This is a genomic window from Nocardia sp. NPDC052112 (assembly GCF_040680135.1).
In the GTDB taxonomy this organism is placed as follows: domain Bacteria; phylum Actinomycetota; class Actinomycetes; order Mycobacteriales; family Mycobacteriaceae; genus Nocardia.
In genome coordinates, this window is the sequence record NZ_JBFAWD010000007.1 from 395,535 (window position 1) to 412,872 (window position 17,338).

10 protein-coding genes are annotated in these 17,338 nt (G+C 67.6%); 4 read left to right on the plus strand and 6 right to left on the minus strand.

Annotated features, from left to right (window positions below; translation table 11 throughout):
* On the minus strand, positions 1–1,737 hold the full coding sequence (locus AB0L58_RS17000) for an amino acid adenylation domain-containing protein (RefSeq protein WP_364387471.1): 1,737 nt from the start codon (positions 1,735–1,737) through the stop codon (positions 1–3).
* 115 nt (positions 1,738–1,852) lie between these two features.
* Here AB0L58_RS17000 and AB0L58_RS17005 point away from each other — a divergent pair, with 115 nt between their 5' ends.
* The 4 genes from AB0L58_RS17005 (at position 1,853) to AB0L58_RS17020 (ending at position 7,956) form a co-directional block, all read left to right on the plus strand.
* Positions 1,853–4,891 carry an amino acid adenylation domain-containing protein gene (locus tag AB0L58_RS17005; protein ID WP_364387473.1) on the plus strand — a complete coding sequence of 1,013 codons (3,039 nt, stop codon included), beginning with the start codon at positions 1,853–1,855 and terminating at the stop codon, positions 4,889–4,891.
* The gene (locus tag AB0L58_RS17010; protein WP_364387475.1) at positions 4,891–5,676 is read left to right on the plus strand and encodes a pyrroline-5-carboxylate reductase dimerization domain-containing protein; all 786 of its coding nucleotides are present in this window, start codon (positions 4,891–4,893) and stop codon (positions 5,674–5,676) included. The genes AB0L58_RS17005 and AB0L58_RS17010 overlap by 1 nt, the downstream gene beginning before the upstream one ends.
* 130 nt (positions 5,677–5,806) lie before the next feature.
* A complete protein-coding gene (locus AB0L58_RS17015) occupies positions 5,807–7,186 on the plus strand; it encodes a DUF6002 family protein (RefSeq protein ID WP_364387477.1) in 1,380 nt (459 codons plus the stop codon).
* Positions 7,183–7,956, plus strand: coding sequence for a class I SAM-dependent methyltransferase (locus AB0L58_RS17020; protein WP_364387479.1), 774 nt, complete (start codon positions 7,183–7,185; stop codon positions 7,954–7,956). Before AB0L58_RS17015 ends, AB0L58_RS17020 begins: the two co-directional genes overlap by 4 nt.
* Here the strand turns inward: AB0L58_RS17020 and AB0L58_RS17025 are convergent.
* From AB0L58_RS17025 to AB0L58_RS17045, 5 genes are read right to left on the minus strand one after another with little or no spacing between them, the layout of a single operon-like run.
* Entirely contained in the window at positions 7,923–9,170 is a 1,248-nt protein-coding gene (locus AB0L58_RS17025; protein ID WP_364387481.1) for an MFS transporter, read from the minus strand. The genes AB0L58_RS17020 and AB0L58_RS17025 overlap by 34 nt on opposite strands.
* The gene (locus AB0L58_RS17030; RefSeq protein WP_364387483.1) at positions 9,167–13,222 is read right to left on the minus strand and encodes a MupA/Atu3671 family FMN-dependent luciferase-like monooxygenase; all 4,056 of its coding nucleotides are present in this window, start codon (positions 13,220–13,222) and stop codon (positions 9,167–9,169) included. Before AB0L58_RS17030 ends, AB0L58_RS17025 begins: the two co-directional genes overlap by 4 nt.
* Positions 13,219–13,470, minus strand: coding sequence for an acyl carrier protein (locus tag AB0L58_RS17035; protein WP_364387485.1), 252 nt, complete (start codon positions 13,468–13,470; stop codon positions 13,219–13,221). The genes AB0L58_RS17030 and AB0L58_RS17035 overlap by 4 nt, the downstream gene beginning before the upstream one ends.
* Complete coding sequence (locus tag AB0L58_RS17040; protein WP_364387487.1) at positions 13,458–16,370, minus strand: condensation domain-containing protein; 2,913 nt, start codon at positions 16,368–16,370, stop codon at positions 13,458–13,460. The genes AB0L58_RS17035 and AB0L58_RS17040 overlap by 13 nt, the downstream gene beginning before the upstream one ends.
* Entirely contained in the window at positions 16,367–17,338 is a 972-nt protein-coding gene (locus AB0L58_RS17045) for a TauD/TfdA family dioxygenase (protein ID WP_364387489.1), read from the minus strand. Before AB0L58_RS17045 ends, AB0L58_RS17040 begins: the two co-directional genes overlap by 4 nt.

Sequence of the window (17,338 nt, forward strand, 5' to 3'; positions counted from 1 at the left end):
CTACGAGGGTTGAACGGCGTGCCGTCGGTGGGCGGGGCGGATATCCGACCAGAGCTGGCGGACAAGTGCCTTGCACTCGTCCACGGTTCCGGGTTGGCCGACCACTGTCCAGCCGGTGGGCACGGGCCGGTGTGCGGGCCAGATCGAGTACTGGTCGTCGTCGTTGACCACAACTGTGCGCAGCGGTGAGCTGATGCTCGGTGTCTTGGACGTCGTCGCCGCGCCGTCGATAAGGCGGCGTCTGTCGAGTTTGCCGTTGGCGGTGACGGAGGCCTCGGCGCGCAGGACATAGACGTCGGGTCGAAGATGATCGGGGACAGCGGATGCCATGTGGTTGCGCAGGTCCGACTCGTTGGCGGTGGACCCGGTCCGCAGCGTCACATACGCGGCAAGGTATTTGCCGCGGCGGTCGTTCTGTTCCGCGGTCGCATAGGCGGCGACGACGTCCGGGTGGTTCAGCATCGCCTGCTCGACTTCGGCGGGTTCGATGCGGCGGCCGCGGATCTTGAGCTGGTTGTCGAGGCGCCCCAGGAACTCCATTCCGCCATAGCCGATCGTGCGCACCCGGTCGCCGGTTCGGTACAGCCGGTCGCCAGGTCGGGGTGCGTGCGGGTCCGGCGTGAATCGTTCCGCGGTCAGATCGGGTGCGCCGAGGTATCCACAGGCCAGTCCCGCTCCGGTGATGCACAATTCGCCCGGTTCGCCGTCGGGGACCGGATTCAGGTCCTCGTCGAGGATATAGGTGCGCACGCCGGTGATGTCGTGGCCGATGACGACGACCGGCGGCAGCGGATCGGCACTCGTCTGGACGTGCGCGGTGACGAGGACGGTCGATTCGGTGGGGCCGTAGCCCACGATTATCGAGGTGTCGGGCAGGTGCCGCGCGCTCAGTTCGAGGTGGGCGGGGAAGATGGCCTCGCCGCCGAGCAGCAGATCGCGCAAGGGGCGCAACGCATGTGGTTGTTCCTCCAGGATCAGCCGGAACATGGTGGGCGTCAGGAAGGTCGCCGTCGCGCCGTGATCGTGAACCAGGCGGGCGAATTCGCCCACCGAAGGTGGGCCGGGCGGCGCGATCGCGAGCCTGCCGCCATTGATCAAGGCGCCCCAGGTCTCGAATATCGACGGATCGAAGGTGGGCGCGGTGTGCAGCAGATAGCACTGTTCCGGTCCCACCTTCATGTAGTTCTGGGTGGTGACGACATTGACCACCGCGCGGTGCGGAATGGCCACCGCCTTGGGCTTTCCGGTGGAGCCGGAGGTGAACATGATGCACGCGAAGTGATCCGGTCCGACGGAATCGGGAAGCGGCTCCGCGGCATGGCGGACCAGATCGTCGTACAGCAACGTTCGGACGGTGCCGGGCAGCCGGTCGCGACTGGCGCGGTCGGTGATCACGACGGGCACCCCGGCGATCGCGATCTGATCGGCGAGTGCCTTATCGGGTTGCGCGGGATCCAAGGTCAGGTAGGCGCCGCCTGCGGCGAGCACGGCGAGGTGCGCGGTGACGAGCTTTTCGCTACGCGGAAGGTGAACGCCCACAGGGATATCGGGTCCCACACCGTGACGGCGCAGACCTGCCGCGACGCGGCGGGCGGTGTCGGCGAGTTCCGCGTAGCCGAAGCGGCGCTCGCCGAACTCCATTGCCACCGAATCCGGTGTGCGAGTGGACCACTGGAACACCCGTCCGTGCACCACGGTGTTGGACACATCGTCGTCGTACCCGTCGTCACGGTGCATGTGATCCGCCTGCCCTCCGCGTGAGTGAGTCCAATGATGTTATTGCTCGGGCTATTTCACGCATCTTGCCAACTAGGGGAATAGTGGCGGCGCGCTCATGGGCGACGCTCGGAGGATGGACAGTCTGTACCACCGGATCCGGCGCGGGATCGAGAACTTCGCCGACGCCGTGGCTCTTGTCGACGACGGGCGCGCGCTGACGTATCGAGAGCTCGGCCAGCGGGTCGACACCATGGCGGATCGGTTGCGGCGTAACGGAGTAGAACCCGAGACCGTGGCCGCGATCTGTGTCCGGCAACCCGCGGTGGCAATCGTATCGGTGCTGGCGGTGTGGGCCGCCGGGGGCGCCTATCTGCCGTTGGACGCCGACTTTCCCGACGATACGATGCGCAGTTGGATGGCCGGATCCGGTGTGCGCCTGGTGATTACCGAGCCCGAGCAGCAGAAACGACTGTCCGGGCTCGTCGGGGGCGAGGTTGTGGTTGTCGACGGGTCCGAACCGGAACCGCCCCGCACGGGCGAGGGACGGTTCGGGGGCCCTGTTCATGCTCGGAGCCTGGCGTACGTGATGTTCACGTCCGGTTCCACGGGGACGCCGAAAGGTGTTGCCGTGGAACATCGAAGCCTTGCCGCCTACCACGCCGCGCTACCGTCGTACGTCTCGCTCGGAGCGGGTGATGTGGTGCTGCAGGTGGCGGCGTTCACCTTCGATCCCTGGCTGCGCGATGCGTTGATGCCACTCGCCGCGGGGGCGAGGGTGGTCGTCACCTCGAAGTCCGTGCGCCGCAACCCCGAGCAACTGCTGGCCGCTGCGCGGTCACACGGCGTGACCCATTTGCTCAGTGCCACACCGGCTTTGCTCACGAGCCTGATCACATCGCCGAAATTCGCCGCCGAACCACCTCGGCTGGAGACCACACTGGTCAGCGGTGAGAGTTTCCTGCCGCTGCGTGCGCATGCGGCGGCCTTTGCCCGATTCGGACATGTAGTCAATCATTTCGGGCTCACCGAGACCACACTCATCGCCACCCGGCACGCGGAGACTGCGGTGGCGGTCGGCGCTGCCGATGTGATCGGCACCCCGCTGCCAGGAGTCTCGGTGCACCTGCTCGACAGTGCGCTGCAGCCGGTCGGCCGCGGTGAGGTCGGCGAAATCCATATCGGCGGAACAGGAGTGAGCAGAGGTTATCTGGCAGCGGCTGGCCGCACGGCGGCGCGGTTCATCGCCGATCCGTTCACGTCGGCATCCGAGGGACGCGGAGCGCGGCTCTATCGCACCGGCGATCTGGGACGCCTGCTCGGGGACGGGACGCTGGAGTACCTCGGTCGGCGCGACCGGCAGATCAACCTGCGGGGCCACCGTGTCGAGCCCGCGGAGGTCGAGTTGGCGCTGACCCGGCACCCGGCCGTCCGTGCCGCGGTCGTCGTCGGTCATCGCCGCCCGACGCACGGGATCGTCCTGGTCGGCTATATCGTCGGTGAAAAGGATACGGCGGGTGTGGTTCTCGACAGCGACGGGCTGCGCGCACACCTGGCAACGCTGCTTCCGGCCCATATGATTCCGGCGACGTACGTATTCCTGGAAAGGCTGCCCCTGGGAGCCACCGGGAAAGTGGACCGATCCGCGCTGCCGGAGCCCACGTTCGGCGGGCGCCGGTCGAACGCGGAGGACGAGGATCTCGCCCCGGCCACAGCGGTGCAACGAGCCATTGCCGCGGTCTGGTCGGACGTGCTCAATGTGCCGGGGATCGGTCGCGACGACAACTTCTTCGATCTCGGCGGGCATTCTTTGCTCGCGGCGCGCATCGCGAACCGCCTTGCCGCCGATCTGGGCCGTGATTTCACCACGGAGCGCATCCTGGCCAACCCCACTGTCGCTCTGCTCGCCGCGAACGTGCCGGAGCGGGCGGTCGCCGCGCGGCCGATAGATGAGTTGGTACGCCGGACCGGAACCCGGTATCCGCTGTCGGCGGTGCAGCGAGGTGTGTGGAAGTTGGCCTCACTCGAAGCGCCACCGGTAGTGGCGCGCGCATTCCGGCTGAACACCAGGCCGGACCGGGATCGGCTCGCCGGTGCGGTGGCGACGATACTGCGCACACATGCGGTGCTGCGCTGCGCATTCGATGCACCGTCGGGACAGCCGGGGCAGACCGTGCGGCACCGGGCCGGCATCGCGGTGCGGACCGTGACGGCACCCGCCGACACGATGGCCGTGGAGCTCGCACTGGCATGTGCCGGCGGCATGGACATTACGCGTGGGCAGGTCATCGATGTGACCCTGTACGAACACCCGTCGCAAGCGGCGTGCACATTGCTGGTGCGCTGTCACCGTCTCGTCGCCGATGAGCCTTCGCTCGACATCCTGGTCCGTGAGCTCGGTGAGCTGTACTCGGGAGTGCGCGGCACAGCGAGCCACGCGGAGTCCGCGGCCGACTATCCGGAGTACGCCCGTGCGCAGGACCCGATAGCGGACGCCGATAAGGCGTTGCGGTACTGGCAGTCCCGACTGGGTGCGGTGGATCCGCCTGCGGACACGGCAGACGCGGTGTCGTCGGCGGGGCTGTCGCTGTCACCGGCCGTGGTTCGTCCGTTGCGAGCCGAGGCCCGGTCGCTCGGCATCGACCTGCCGGCCGTGTTGCGCACCGCCTTCGCTGTCGCGCTAGCGGACGAAGAAGCCGACCTGGACCGAATTGCGTTGTGTACCACGGTATTGCGTCGACCCGCGCCGGAGTGGGAACCGGTGATAGGCCCCTTCGCCCGATCCGAGCCCGCGGTGGTCGATATCGGCGCCGGGCATTCGCTGCGGCAGCTGCTGCGGACGGCGGCCGACCGACTCGGCGAGGCCGCCGCGTTCGCGGAGATTCCGGTCGAGCTTCTGTGCGGAGAGCTGGGTTTGTCCGCGTCGATGTTGGCCAATCGCGTCCTCGTGCATCCGGCCGCCGCGGAACCGCTGCTGCTCGACGGTGTCGAGGCGACTCCGGTCGAACTGCCGATCCTCGAGCGTCACACCATGCGGCTGCTGGAGGTGACCGAACAGGCGGGTGGTGTGATCGGCCGGGTGCAGTTGCGCGGCGACGATCCGGATGCGGCTGATCGCATTGCGGCACGCGTGCGCGAGCTGTTGACCGAACTCGTCGAGGGCAGGAACGCTTGATGACCGATAACCAGAACGGTGCGCGAACCTTCGCGACGATCGGCATCGTCGGGGCGGGAAATATGGCACGTGCCTTGGCAACCGGGTGGAGTACGCCGATCCTGTGCACCGACAACGGCTCGGGACGCGCGGCCGAACTAGCCGCGGAGACGGGCGGCGTCGCCGTGGCGACCAATGCCGAACTCGGCGCCCGCGCGGACGTGATCGTGTTGTGCCACAAGCCGGGACAGCTGGCCGAGGTGGGCCGAGAACTCGACGGGACGCGGGCCGTGGTGGTCTCGGTGCTGTCCGGCGTGACATCCACACAGCTCAAGGCGGTGTACCGCCGCTCGCGCGTGGTACGAGTAACGGTCAATCTGCCGGTCCGGGTCCGCGCGGGGATCGTGTCGCTGCCGATCGGCCAGAGCGTTGACGCGGAAGTGGAGTCCGCGGTGGCGGAGCTGTTCGGCAGGGTGGGTGCGGTCGTCCGACTCCCGGAACATCACGTGGACGCGCTGATTCCATTGGCCGGTGTGGGACCCGCACTGGTCGCGATGTTCGCGCAAGCGCAAGCGGATGCCGCCGTCCAGGCCGGACTTCCGGCGGAGCTGGCGCTGTCGCTGGCAACCGAAACACTGCGCGGTACGGCGGCCCTCTTGGCCGACTTCGAACACGACACACGCGCGCTGCGACGAGCGGTGGCCTCGCCCGGCGGACCGACCGAACGAGCGCTGGCGGCGGCTCGAGCTCAGGGACTACCGCAGGCGGTGCTCGCCGCTGCTCAGGCAGCATTGCCCGCACGGTGACCAACTGGGCTGCGGCGCAATACCTTTTGAGTTTTCCACTGCCGGGAACTCACTCGGCGCCGCGCCGGTTCGCGTCGATATCCTTTCGGGGAGGCTGCATTACAGCGTTGTCGCCCGTATTGGAGAACCGATGGTGATCGAACAGACCGCACTTCCGGTGGATATCGACGGCGACAGTGTGCTGGTCCGCTATTACGAGGACCTGCGCACCGCGGCCCGGCTCTACCGGTCCGAGAACGGAACTCCGAATACACCGGGGTTGCCGATTGATCCGGAGCTTCCCGAGCTGACCGAGCCGCTGGCGCGGTTGCTGGGAACCGCTCGCATGCGGATGGTCGGGCTGGGTTCGCACGCGGGCCGGGAGCTGCGGCTGCTGGATTTGCGCTGCACCGCGTCCACGCGGACCACGAAAACATTCGCCTCGGTGCTCATCGTGGCCAGGGCGGTGGCGCATATCCAGCGAACCGGCGAACGGGTGATGATCGTGACGCCGACATCGGCGAACAAGGGCACCGCATTGCGCGATGCGGTGCTGCGGGCGATCCGCCTCGGTCTGGTATCGCCCGCGCAGTTGAGTATCGCCGTGGTCGTACCCGCGGGGTCGCTGCCCAAGTTGTGGGCTTCCGAACTGTCCGAGGATTCGGAGTTGTTGCGGCGCAATCCGATTCTGCTCTACGACGGTGAGCGGTCGGACGGGGTCAAGGCGTTGGCCGCCGACTTCGTGCACGCGGCCGCGGACTCCTTCGAGCGGGATCGGGGCGTTCGGCTCTGGTACACAATGGATTTGGCCAATTACATTGTCGCCGACACCGCGCGCGCCTTCTTCGAAGCGGATGTATCGGGTGCGGCACCGCCGCGGGGACGACTGCACGCGCACGCCGTATCGAGCGCGTTCGGGCTGCTCGGATACCACCTCGGCAGGCGAGTGCGCCACCCCGAGACGGATCCGGACCATCCGCAATTCCTGCTGGTGCAACATTTGCGCACGCCCGATATGGTGACGAGCCTGCTTCGTGCGCGGTCCGACGGCGATTTCCCGCCGCGCTATGTTCGGGACGAATCCGCGAAAGCGTATGTGCAGCAGGATGATCCGCACTTTCCGGCGGTCACCGACAATCCCACCGAGGATTTGGACAGCACCTTCTATACGCGCCGACCGGCGACGTCGCCGACCATGAACGCGATCATCGAACGGCACGGGGGTGACGGCATCGTGGTATCGCGGCGGGAATGCCTGGCCAGGTACGACGAGTTGCGGGCCCGCTTGGCCGCAGTGGATATCGCGCTGCCCGTCGCCACCGCCGCACTGCGGGAATGGTCGCTGGTGATGGCCTTGACCGGCGTCATGAATGCCATCGATCGCGGTTTGGTGCCCGCGGGGGCGGAGGTGGTCGTGCACGGGTCGGGCAGCTATTCCACCGACGACTATGTGCCGCTGTCGCAGACGTGCACCACGCGGGTGCGCGCGGCCGCCGATCTCGAGGCACCACTCACCAAGGCGATACTGTGACAACGGAATCCGCGGCGTCGGAGCCGGATGCTCCGCTCGCGGACGAGGCCAGGTACCGCCCGGTGTACGCCGCGGGGGACTGGAGCCCGACACTCACGGCGATCTGGCAGGAGTGCTATGGCGCGGACCTCCCGGACGGGCTGGAACCGTTGGGCTTCAGTTCCGCCGGGGAACTGGGGTCTTTACGGCGCTGGCTGGACGTGGGTCCGGGCGACCGCATCGTCGATGTGGGGTGTGGACGCGGTGGACCGGGCCTGTGGATCGCCCGGCACGCCGGGGTCGATCTGGTCGGCGTGGATTTGCTCCCGGAAGCGGTCGCCGCGGCCCAAAAGCGCGCTCCGACACTCTATCCGGGCGGGACGGCGAGCTTCGTCGTCGGTGATTTCCTCGATACCGGGTTGCCCGCGGGCTCGTTCCAGGGCGCCGTGAGCATCGATTCGCTGTGGATGGTCCTCGACAAGGCCGCCGCCATGCGGGAAGTGGCGCGGTTGCTCGAGCCGGGGGCGCGCTGGGTGATCTCGACCTGGGAGCCGAGCTATCTGTCCTATGCGACGCTGCTGACGGCGGCGGGGTGGGAGGTGCTCAGCTGCCGGGAACCCGCGGGCTGGTGTGAGCGGCAGACCGCGGTGTACGACCGGATCATCGATGCTGAACCGGATTTGGTCGCGGAACTGGGGGCCGAGGCCGCGCAAGTATTGGTTTCGGAGGCAAGGACCATGACGCCGACCTTGCGCGACTACCGCAGATTGCTCATTTCGGCGCGGCGATAGCTCCGCAGTCCGGAGTACCACGCCGCGATCGCGGCACCCGCCACCAGCACTCCCGCACCGAGAAATACGAACCGAGGATCGCCGCCGAGCGCGAGCGTGAGACTGCCCGCGACCAATACGCCGATCGGATCCACCGCCAGGAACAGCAGTTTCACGGTGCTGGTCACCCGCCCGAGCATATCGCTACGCACCATCAGCTGCCGCTGGGTGCGGTTCACCAGGCTCGCGGTGACCAATGCCCAGAGGTAGACCGCGTTCGCCGCCGCCAGCACCAGCCACGTATGCGCCAGACTCATAGCGGCCGTGGCGATTCCGGCGAGCAAAACGCCACCGGCGAACACCCGCAGATGTCCGAGCCGATATCCGAACCATGGCGCTGTCAGCGCGCCGACAAGTCCGCCGACACCACCGGCGGCCACCACCACACTCACCAGCGAGGTGGCCAGTCCGAGTGTGTCCTTGGCGTAGAAGAAGAGCAGCTTCTCCACGGCCAGACCGAAATTCACCACCATCTGCAGGGCGGTCAACACCACGAGGATCCGGATCGACAGCAGATACCGCAAGCCGGCACGGAATTCGCGCCAGATATCACCGATTCGCAGCTGCGACACCGGTAGCCGCACCGGAGACCGGAGCGACCACACGGCGAGCAGGCTCGCCAGCGACACCAGGAAGGTAACGGCATCGGCGAGCAACGCCGCATCCAGACCGACCGTGGCCGCCAGCGCACCGACGGTGACCGGTCCCAGTACCAGGGCCAGCTGACTGCTCACCTCGAGCACCGAGTTGGCCCGGAGCAGATCACGATCGGCACACAGGTCCTTCACCGCCACCGTGACCGCGGTCTCGAAGAACACATGGCCAGCACCCGCCAGCAGACCCAGCGTGAGCAGCAGGGGCACCGTCAGCAGATCGGTTACAGCCAGCGCGTAGAGCGCGGTGAACAGTACGGCGCGCAGTGCGTCCATCGCGACGAGCACCCGCCACGGACCGAACCGGTCGACGACGACGCCGGCGGGCACGCCGACACAGAGGTAGCCGATGGTCACCGAGGCCGCCGATATGCCGGAAACCACCGGGCTGCTGCTCAGCTCGAGGGCCAGCAGCGGCACCACCAACAGTGCGAGCCCGTCGCCCAGCAGTGACACCGCCTGTCCGCCGAGAAAGAGCCGCAGTTGGCCGGTCGATGCGTGCGCGGGCGGGCGCGTCGTCATACCCGGGGCACGGCCCGCAGCGCCATCGTTTCGGCTATGCGCTCCAAACCGGCGACTACGGTGCTACGGTCGAGACCGAAGTCCACCAGGCAGGCGATCTCGTCGACGCCCATATCCGCCAGTCGCTGTGTCCTGGCTCGGAAGGTATCCGCGCCGCCGAGCAGCGCGCTCGATCCCCAGTACCGCGCGAAAGCGAAGTCCATCAGGGTGTCCCGGTCGGCGGCCGTGAGCTGATCCAGATCGAGGTCGCCGAGCACCGCCTTGGCCGCGGACTTGATGATTTCCGAATTCGCCCAGAGGTAATCGCGGAAGGGTCGCTCCACCACCGCGCGCACCGCGTCGTCGTCACCGGCGCCCAGGTAGGCGTGCACCATGACGGTGACAATGCCCGCGGCCGGGTCGAGGCCGCCCTCCGCGCGTCCGGCGCGATAGGCGACGATCCGCTCTTCCAGTTCGGTCACGTCCAGGTTGATCAGCGCGGTGAGCACGTTGTAGCCCGACCGTCCCGCCGCGGCGAAGGTCGCGGGGTTGGTGGCCGCAGTGAGCCACACGGGTAGTTCGGGCTGGACCGGCCGGGGGAAGGTGCGCAGACGCACCCGCTCACCCAAACCGTTGACGTCATCGATCGATTCGCCGCGCCACAGCTTGCGCACCTTCTCGACACGGTCCAGCAGGATCTGCTGCCTGCGCTCGTAGGCGGCCTGGCCGAAGACGAAGTCCAACGGAAGGAAGCCCGGCGCGAATCCGAGTCCGACCCGGCCGCCCGAGAGGTTGTCCACGATCGCCCACTCCTCGGCGACCCGTGCCGGATGATGCAGTGGCGCGACAACACTGCCCGCACGTAGGTGAATCCTGTTGGTGCGGGTCGCGATTCCCGCCGCCAGCACCGAGGGGTTCGGAAACAGGTCGCCGAATTGGTGGAAGTGGCGTTCCGGTGTCCAGATCGCGGTGTAGCCGAGTTCGTCGGCGCGCTGCGCGCAGTCGAGGATCAGCCCGTAGCGGTCGCCCTCGACGGAGTCGGCGGAGAAGAAGAACACGCTGAACTGCGGGCCCGACCGCGGTCCGGGCGCGGCGGAGGCCCTGTCGCGCACGGTTACCGTCGGTGTCACCGCACATGTCTGGGCCGAAGGATCGGTGGCAGGTGTCGTCACGGCTGGCCGGGATGTGGGGACGGCGGTTGTGCGGTCGGCCAGCAGGGTTGCCAGCTGCTCGATACTGGGGTTGTCGACGAATTCGCGCAATGACAGCTCCCGGCCCAGTTCGGCGCGCAGCGCCAGTACCGCCTGCACTGCCACCAGCGAATCTCCGCCCGCGTCGAAGAAGTTCGCGGTGTCGTCGAGCGGACGTCCGATCGTATCCGCGTACGTGGAGCGAACCGCCGCGAGCAGTTCTGCGGTGTCCGAGCGGGACGGTTGCGGGTCGGTCTGTGGTTGTGTGGACACCGGAGTCGGTGCGGCGCGGGATTCCGAGGGTGCTTCGGACGGCCAGTGACGGGTGCGCTGGAACGGGTAGGCAGGCAGGTCGATCGCGACCGACGGCCCGTCGCTTTCCCACAGCGCCGACCAGTCTACCGGCGCGCCCGCGGTCCATGCCGCTGCCAATGCCGTTGACAGACAATTGGATTCGGATTCCTCGTCAGGTGGTGCGGGCAGGGCCGCGAGGACCTGAACGCCTTCCGGCCGCGCCGGATCGCGCTGTGCCAGCCTGCTCAAGGCCCGGCCGGGCCCCAATTCCACCACGGTATTCGGACCCGACGCGAATACGGTGGCCAAACCCTCGGCGAACCGGACAGTGCGCCGTGTCTGTTCGATCCAGTAGTCCGGACTCGTCGCCTGCTCGTCGGTGATCCAGCTGCCGGTGACATTGGATGCGAAGGGAATGTCGGGTGGCCGCAAGGAGATTCGGGCGAACTGCGCACGCAGGCCGTCGAGGCAGCTGTCGGTCATCCGGCTGTGGAAGGCCCGCGACACCGCCAGGCGTCGGAAGGGGATGCCCGCGGCGGTCAGATCCTCGGCGATCGCGTCGACGACCTCGACGGACCCGGAAAGCACACAGGATTTCGCGGCGTTGACGGCCGCCAGATCCGCCCCCGCGGCCACGAACCGGGCGGCGTCTTCCTCACTGATGGCGGCGGCGAGCATGGCCCCCGGCGCGAGTTCCTGCATCAGCTCGGCGCGGGCGAGCACCAGCCGCGCCGCATCCTCGACGGTCAGCACGCCCGCGATCACCGCCGCGACATATTCGCCGAGGCTGTGGCCGATCATGCTCGCCGGACGCACTCCGAGGTGCAGCCAGGTGCGGGCGAGCGCGTATTCGACCGCGAACAGTGCGGGCTGCGCGACCAGCGTGTCGTCCATCCGGTCCGCTTCGGACAACAACGTTTTCAGTGGTCGATCGGAGGCGGCGTCGAGCAGCTCGAGACACTCCTGGTGCGCATCGCGGAAGACTTCGAAGTCGGGCCACAGCCGAGCGCCGAGGTCGGGGTACTGTCCGCCGTGACCGGGAAAGAGGAACGCCACCTTCGCCTTCGACGCCGCGGGCGTGCCGACGGCCGGGGTGTCGGCGAGTGCCGCCACCAATTCGGAGCGATTGTGTGCGATCACGAAACGACGGTGCGGCAGTGCACTGCGGCCGACCTGAGTGGTGCGGGCGATATCGGCCGGATCGGTGTCGGGGTTGGTCTCGAGATATGTGCGCAGGTCCTTGGTCCGGGCCGTCAGGGCGGCAGTGGAGTGCGCCGAGAACGTCACCACATGAGACGAACGTTCGGTGCGCGGGCGTGCGGTTTCGGCCCAACCCCCCAGCACCACATGGGCATTGGTGCCGCCGATACCGAGACTGCTTACGCCGCAGCGGCGCTGCGCGCGGGATCTCGGCCACTCCACCACCGATGCGTTGACGGCGAACGGGGAGCGATCCCACTCGAAGTTCGGGTTGGGCTCCCGGAAATGCACTGTGCCCGGGATGATTCCGTGCTCCAGCGCGAGTACCGCCTTGATGAGGCCGGTCACGCCCGCGGTGGCGTCCAGATGCCCGATATTCGACTTGACCGAACCGAGCAGACAGTCGCCGGGTGTCGCCGCACCGTCGCGGTGCCGCCCGAACGCTTCGGCCAGCGCCGAAACCTCGAGCGGATCACCGATCGGGGTACCGGTGCCGTGGGCTTCCACGTATCCGATATCGGTACTCGCGACACCCGCGCGCTCGAGCGCGCGGGATACGGTCCGCACCTGGCCTTCCCAGCCGGGCGCGGCGTAGCCGACCTTGCGCCGCCCGTCGTTCTCGACCGCGGAACCGAGGATTACCGCGCGAATCGGATTGCCGTCGCGGACGGCGTCGGCGACGCGGCGCAGTACCACCGCAGCCACCCCGTTGCCGCCGACCGCACCGGTGGCCGCGGCGTCGAACGGGCGGCAGTGCCCATCGGCGGAGATAATGGCGCCGTCCACATGCTCCTGCAGGGTCACCTGCGGAAGGAATACGGTGGCCCCGCCGACCACCGCGACCCCGCAGTCGCCCGCGGCCAGCGCGCGGGCCGCGAGATGCACCGCGACCAGCGACGACGAGCATGCCGTCTGCACGCCGATGCTTGGCCCCTGCAGGTCGAGCTTGTAGGAGGTGCGGGTGGCGAGGTAGTCCTTGTCGGTGGCCAGCAGGATGCGGTGCTGCTCGGTGGGATTCGCGTGCTGGAATCGGGTGAGCAGGGTCCGCAGCAGATATGTGCTCGGGCTGGCGGAGGCGAAGACTCCGGTCTGCGCGCCATAGCGGTCCGGCGGGCAGCCCGCGTGCTCCAAGGCATGCCATGCGCATTCGAGGAACAGCCGGTGCTGCGGATCGAGGAGTTCGGCCTCGGCCGGTGCGAACTTGAAGAACTCGGCATCGAACAGGTCGATGTCGGCCAGTACGCCGTAGGCGTCTGCTGGCGTGCCGGTTGCCGGGTGGACCAGAGACTCCTTGCCCGCCACCAGGTTCTGCCAGAACTCGGCCACGTCGGCGGCGCCGGGAAAACGGCCCGCCATACCCACCACCGCGATTGCGTCGTCCACCGTCATCGTGTCCTCCCGTAGAGGTAGTCGGCCAGCTCCGCCACCGTGGGATGACGGAAGAAGCTCATCAGCTCGGTGGTGATGCCCAACTCGGTGTCGAGGCGGTCCTTCACCATGAGCAGTTGGAACGACGTTCCGCCCAGGTCGAAGAAGTTGTCATCCGGGCCGACCGCGTCGAGATCGAGGATCGCGGACCACATCCGGGTGAGATATGCGGTGATGCCCGCGCAGGTCATATCGGTCAGCGGTTCCACTCGGCGAGCTCCTCCAGCAGGCGGTCGATGAACGAGGCGACGGTCACCGGGTCGAACAGGTCGGTGCTGAACTCCACCACGCCGTCCAACGCCGGTGTGGTGTCGTGGACCTCCACCGTCAGATCGGTGCGGGCGGTGTGCTGCAGCACCGGATGCGATTCGATATGCGTTGCGCCGAGTCGCAATTCGGCGCAGGGATCGGTCGCGAAAGTCAGCACGGTTTGGAAGAGCGGAGTGCGGCCGAGGTCGCGGGGTGGGCGTACCGCCGCGACGATGCTCTCCAGTGGAAGATCCTGATTCGTATAGGCGCGCAGCAGGTTTCGCCGGACCCGGTCGAAAAGCTCGGGCCGTTCGGGGGCTCCCGAACAGTCCGCCTTGATCGGAATGGTGTTGACGAAGAATCCGACGACATTGTCGAGCGCGGCAGGGCCACGTCCCGATACCGCGGTGCCGACGACGAAACGATCCTGTCCGCCGAGTTCGGCCAGCACCGTCTGGAACGCGGCCATCAGCACCATGTGCACTGTGCCGCCGTACCGCCGGGCCGCCGCGCGGATACCGGCCGTGGTGGCCGCGGGGATCACGAAATGCCGAGATTGTCCGTGCGCGGTCCGGACGGCCGGTCGCGGTCGATCGGTCGGTAGGTCCAGTGTCAGCGGCCAGTCGGCCAGTTCGGTGCGCCAGAACGACGACTGGCCATCCCACCCTCGCGCCTCGATCATGGCGCGCTGCCATTCCGCGTAATCGCCGTAGCGGATCACAACGTCCGGCAGTGCGGGTGTTGTATTCGCCTGAAAAGCGTTGTAGCAGAGCGACAATTCGCGGAACAGCACGTCGATGGACCAGCCGTCGGTGATGGCATGGTGCATTGCGACAACCAGTAGATGATCGGTGTCGCCGAATCTCGCGACGGCGATGCGGAGCAACGGGAGCGTCGTCAAGTCGAATGGGGTGCCGGCGACCTGGTCGACGAAATCCGCTGCGGCAGTCTCGGTTATATCTTCGACCCGGATTGATATCCGGAAGTCGGCTTCGATGATCTGTTCCGGAATGCTCCCCGTGTCGGCGAAGCGCGTGCGAAGGACATCGTGCCTTGCCACGATCACCTCGACCGCCCGTTGCAGCGCCGCGAGATCCAATACACCCCGCACTCTGGCGGCCACCGGCACGGTGTAGGTGGTGCTGTCGGGTTCCAGACGCTGCATGAACCAGAGGCGGTGCTGACCGTACGACACGCGGGCGGGAATGCGTTCGGATGGGCCGATCGGTACCGAATCCGTCTCGGCCGCTGTGGGATTCGTGGCCAACAGCGCGGCGAGCCCGGCGACGGTCGGCGTGCGGAGGAAATCGGCCAGTCCGATACTGCGTCCGGTCCCGGTTTCGACCCGGCTGAGCAGCCGGATGGCCTGCAGCGAGTCACCGCCGCAGGCGAACAGGTCGTCATGCACGCCGACGTGGTCCAGCCCGAGCAACCGCGCCCAGATGTCGGCGACGAACCGCTGCAGGTCGGTTCGTGGACCGTCGGCGGCCACCGCGTCGGCGGGAGCGGTTTCCGGCGCTGGGATCGTCTGCGTCGGACGGGCGTTCGTGCAGAGCGCACGGTGCACGCCGGCGCCGATATCCGCCAGCAGCTCGAGCAGTTCGGCCAACCATTCGGACGCACGTTCGTGGTCGATGAGGGTGGCGGGTCGAATCAGATAGCCCTGCAAGTGCTTTCCATCGTCGTAGACGATGAGGTCGAGGTCGGAATGGCAGCCGCCGGATGGGGCGATGGCGACGTACTCCAGCTCGACATCGGGCAGGCGGAGTTCGGTGAGTGGGTGCGGGCCGTAGGTGAGGATGGTCTGGAATAGCGGAGTGCGTGCCGGATCCCGCGGCGGGCGCACGGCGTCCACGATGTGCTCCAGCGGCAGATCTTGATTGGCGTAGGCACGCAGCAGCCGTTCCCGGACTCGGCCGAACAGCTCCGCAAATGTTGGTCTGCCCGAACAGTCCGCGCTGACGGGAACAGTGTTGACGAAGAATCCGATCAGGTTCTCCACCGCCGCGGGGCTGCGGCCGGACACCGCCGTGCCGACGACGAACCGGTCCTGACCGGCGATGTCGGCGAGCAGCGCCTGGAACGCGGCCATCAGTGCCATATGCACTGTGCCGCCGAGTCGGCGCGCGGCCTCTCGAATGCCCGCGGCGGTCGGCGCGGGCACCACGAACGGAATCGCTTCACCCGCCGATGACCGCACCGATGGCCGTGGATGGTCGGTCGGCAAACCCAACACGAGCGGCACGTCCGCGAGTTCGGCGCGCCAGAAGTCGGCCTGATCCGCCCACCGGCCCGCCGCGACCGTATCCTGCTGCCACTCGGCATAGTCGCCGTACTGCACTGCCAGTTCGGGCGGATTCGGGATCGCACCCGCGCGAATCGCGACATAGCTGTCGGAAAGTTCGCGCAGCAGCACGCCGTACGACCAGCCGTCGGTAATGGCATGGTGCATGGTGATCACCAGCAGGTGATCATCTTCGGCGAAGCGGGCGATGGCCATGCGCAGCAGCGGCGCGACCGTCGGATCGAACGGGGTGGTCGCGAACCGGTCCAGGAAGTGCGGGGCAGCCGATTCAGGGATCGCTTCGACCTCGACGCGTACCCGGCAGGTGTCGAGGACCACCTGTTCCGGCGCCCCGCCGCGATCGGCGAGACAGGTACGCAGCGTGTCGTGCCGCCGCACCACCACATCGACCGCCTGCTGCCACGCGACGGGGTCGAAGGTCCCGCGCAGCCGTATCGCCAAGGGCACGTTGGCGATCGGGCTCGCGGGCTCGAGGCGCTCGGTGTACCACAGCCGACGCTGGCCGAAAGACGCCGCATAGACTGCCACGCCCTGTTCGGTGATGTCGCCGCTCATGTCATGGCCACCAGCACGCGCCGCGCGCCGCGATACGGCATACGGCCGTGCGCAGCCACCATATTGTCGACCACCATCAGATCGCCGCGCTGCCACGGGATCGTGAGGGCGCATTCCCGGTAGACCTCGTCGATGCGTTCGAGATCGTCCGCGGCCAGTGGACTGCCGTCGCCGTGATAGGCGTTGCGGGGGAGATCACCGTCGGGATAGCTCAGCAGCAGTGCCTCGCGGATCTCCTCGTCCAGCGCCGACACGTGGAACAAGTGGGCCTGGTTGAACCACACCGTGCTGCCGGAAGCCGCGTCGGTACGCCAGGTAGGCCGGTGGAATCGGGTTCGCAGGATCGGGCCGTCCCATTCGCATTGCTGACCGTGGCGGGCGCAATACTCCTCGACTTCGGACCGCGAATCGGTCTGGAACGCCTCCTGCCAACCCAGTCCCAATTCGTCACGGTAGGTCCGGGTGTAGACGATGCCGTCGGCGAACCGCGTCCGGATATCGGTGTCGATCCGGTCGAATACCACGCGACTGTCGGCGACCGGCGTCGCACCGCCGTGTGGGGCGGGTGCGGCGCAGAAAAAGAACAGCAGCTCGGGCCAGACGTCGGCGTAGGAGTTCTCGTTGTGCAGTGGAATCCGCTGGTCCGCAGGATATTCCGTGGAGGTGTAGATGTTGCCGTCGACGTGGGAGCGGGGCGTGGACCGGTCGCGGTAGGGCAGCGGATCGCCGCCGACGGCCGCGACGATCTGCCCGAAGAGATCGAGGTCCACGGTGATGTTGCGCAGCAGCACCACTCCGAATCGGGCCAGCGCGTCCCGGATCTCCGCGCGATGCCGCCGGGCCCAGGCGGGGATGTCGAGCAGGTGGTCCGGGAGCGGATAGATCGCGGCCGAGGTGCGTCCGTTGGTTTCCAGGGTGCCCGCAACGGGACCGAGGTGGGCTGGTTCGGTGGGGAGCGTCGATGCCAT

Excerpts from the sequence above, each read along its gene's own strand:
- AB0L58_RS17000 (WP_364387471.1), bottom strand. The coding sequence starts at position 1,737 with ATGCACCGTGACGACGGGTACGACGACGATGTGTCCAACACCGTGGTG.
- AB0L58_RS17005 (WP_364387473.1), top strand. The coding sequence starts at position 1,853 with ATGGACAGTCTGTACCACCGGATCCGGCGCGGGATCGAGAACTTCGCC.
- AB0L58_RS17010 (WP_364387475.1), top strand. The coding sequence starts at position 4,891 with ATGACCGATAACCAGAACGGTGCGCGAACCTTCGCGACGATCGGCATC.
- AB0L58_RS17015 (WP_364387477.1), top strand. The coding sequence starts at position 5,807 with ATGGTGATCGAACAGACCGCACTTCCGGTGGATATCGACGGCGACAGT.
- AB0L58_RS17025 (WP_364387481.1), bottom strand. The coding sequence starts at position 9,170 with ATGACGACGCGCCCGCCCGCGCACGCATCGACCGGCCAACTGCGGCTC.
- AB0L58_RS17030 (WP_364387483.1), bottom strand. The coding sequence starts at position 13,222 with ATGACGGTGGACGACGCAATCGCGGTGGTGGGTATGGCGGGCCGTTTT.
- AB0L58_RS17040 (WP_364387487.1), bottom strand. The coding sequence starts at position 16,370 with ATGAGCGGCGACATCACCGAACAGGGCGTGGCAGTCTATGCGGCGTCT.
- AB0L58_RS17045 (WP_364387489.1), bottom strand. The coding sequence starts at position 17,338 with ATGGCATCGACGCTCCCCACCGAACCAGCCCACCTCGGTCCCGTTGCG.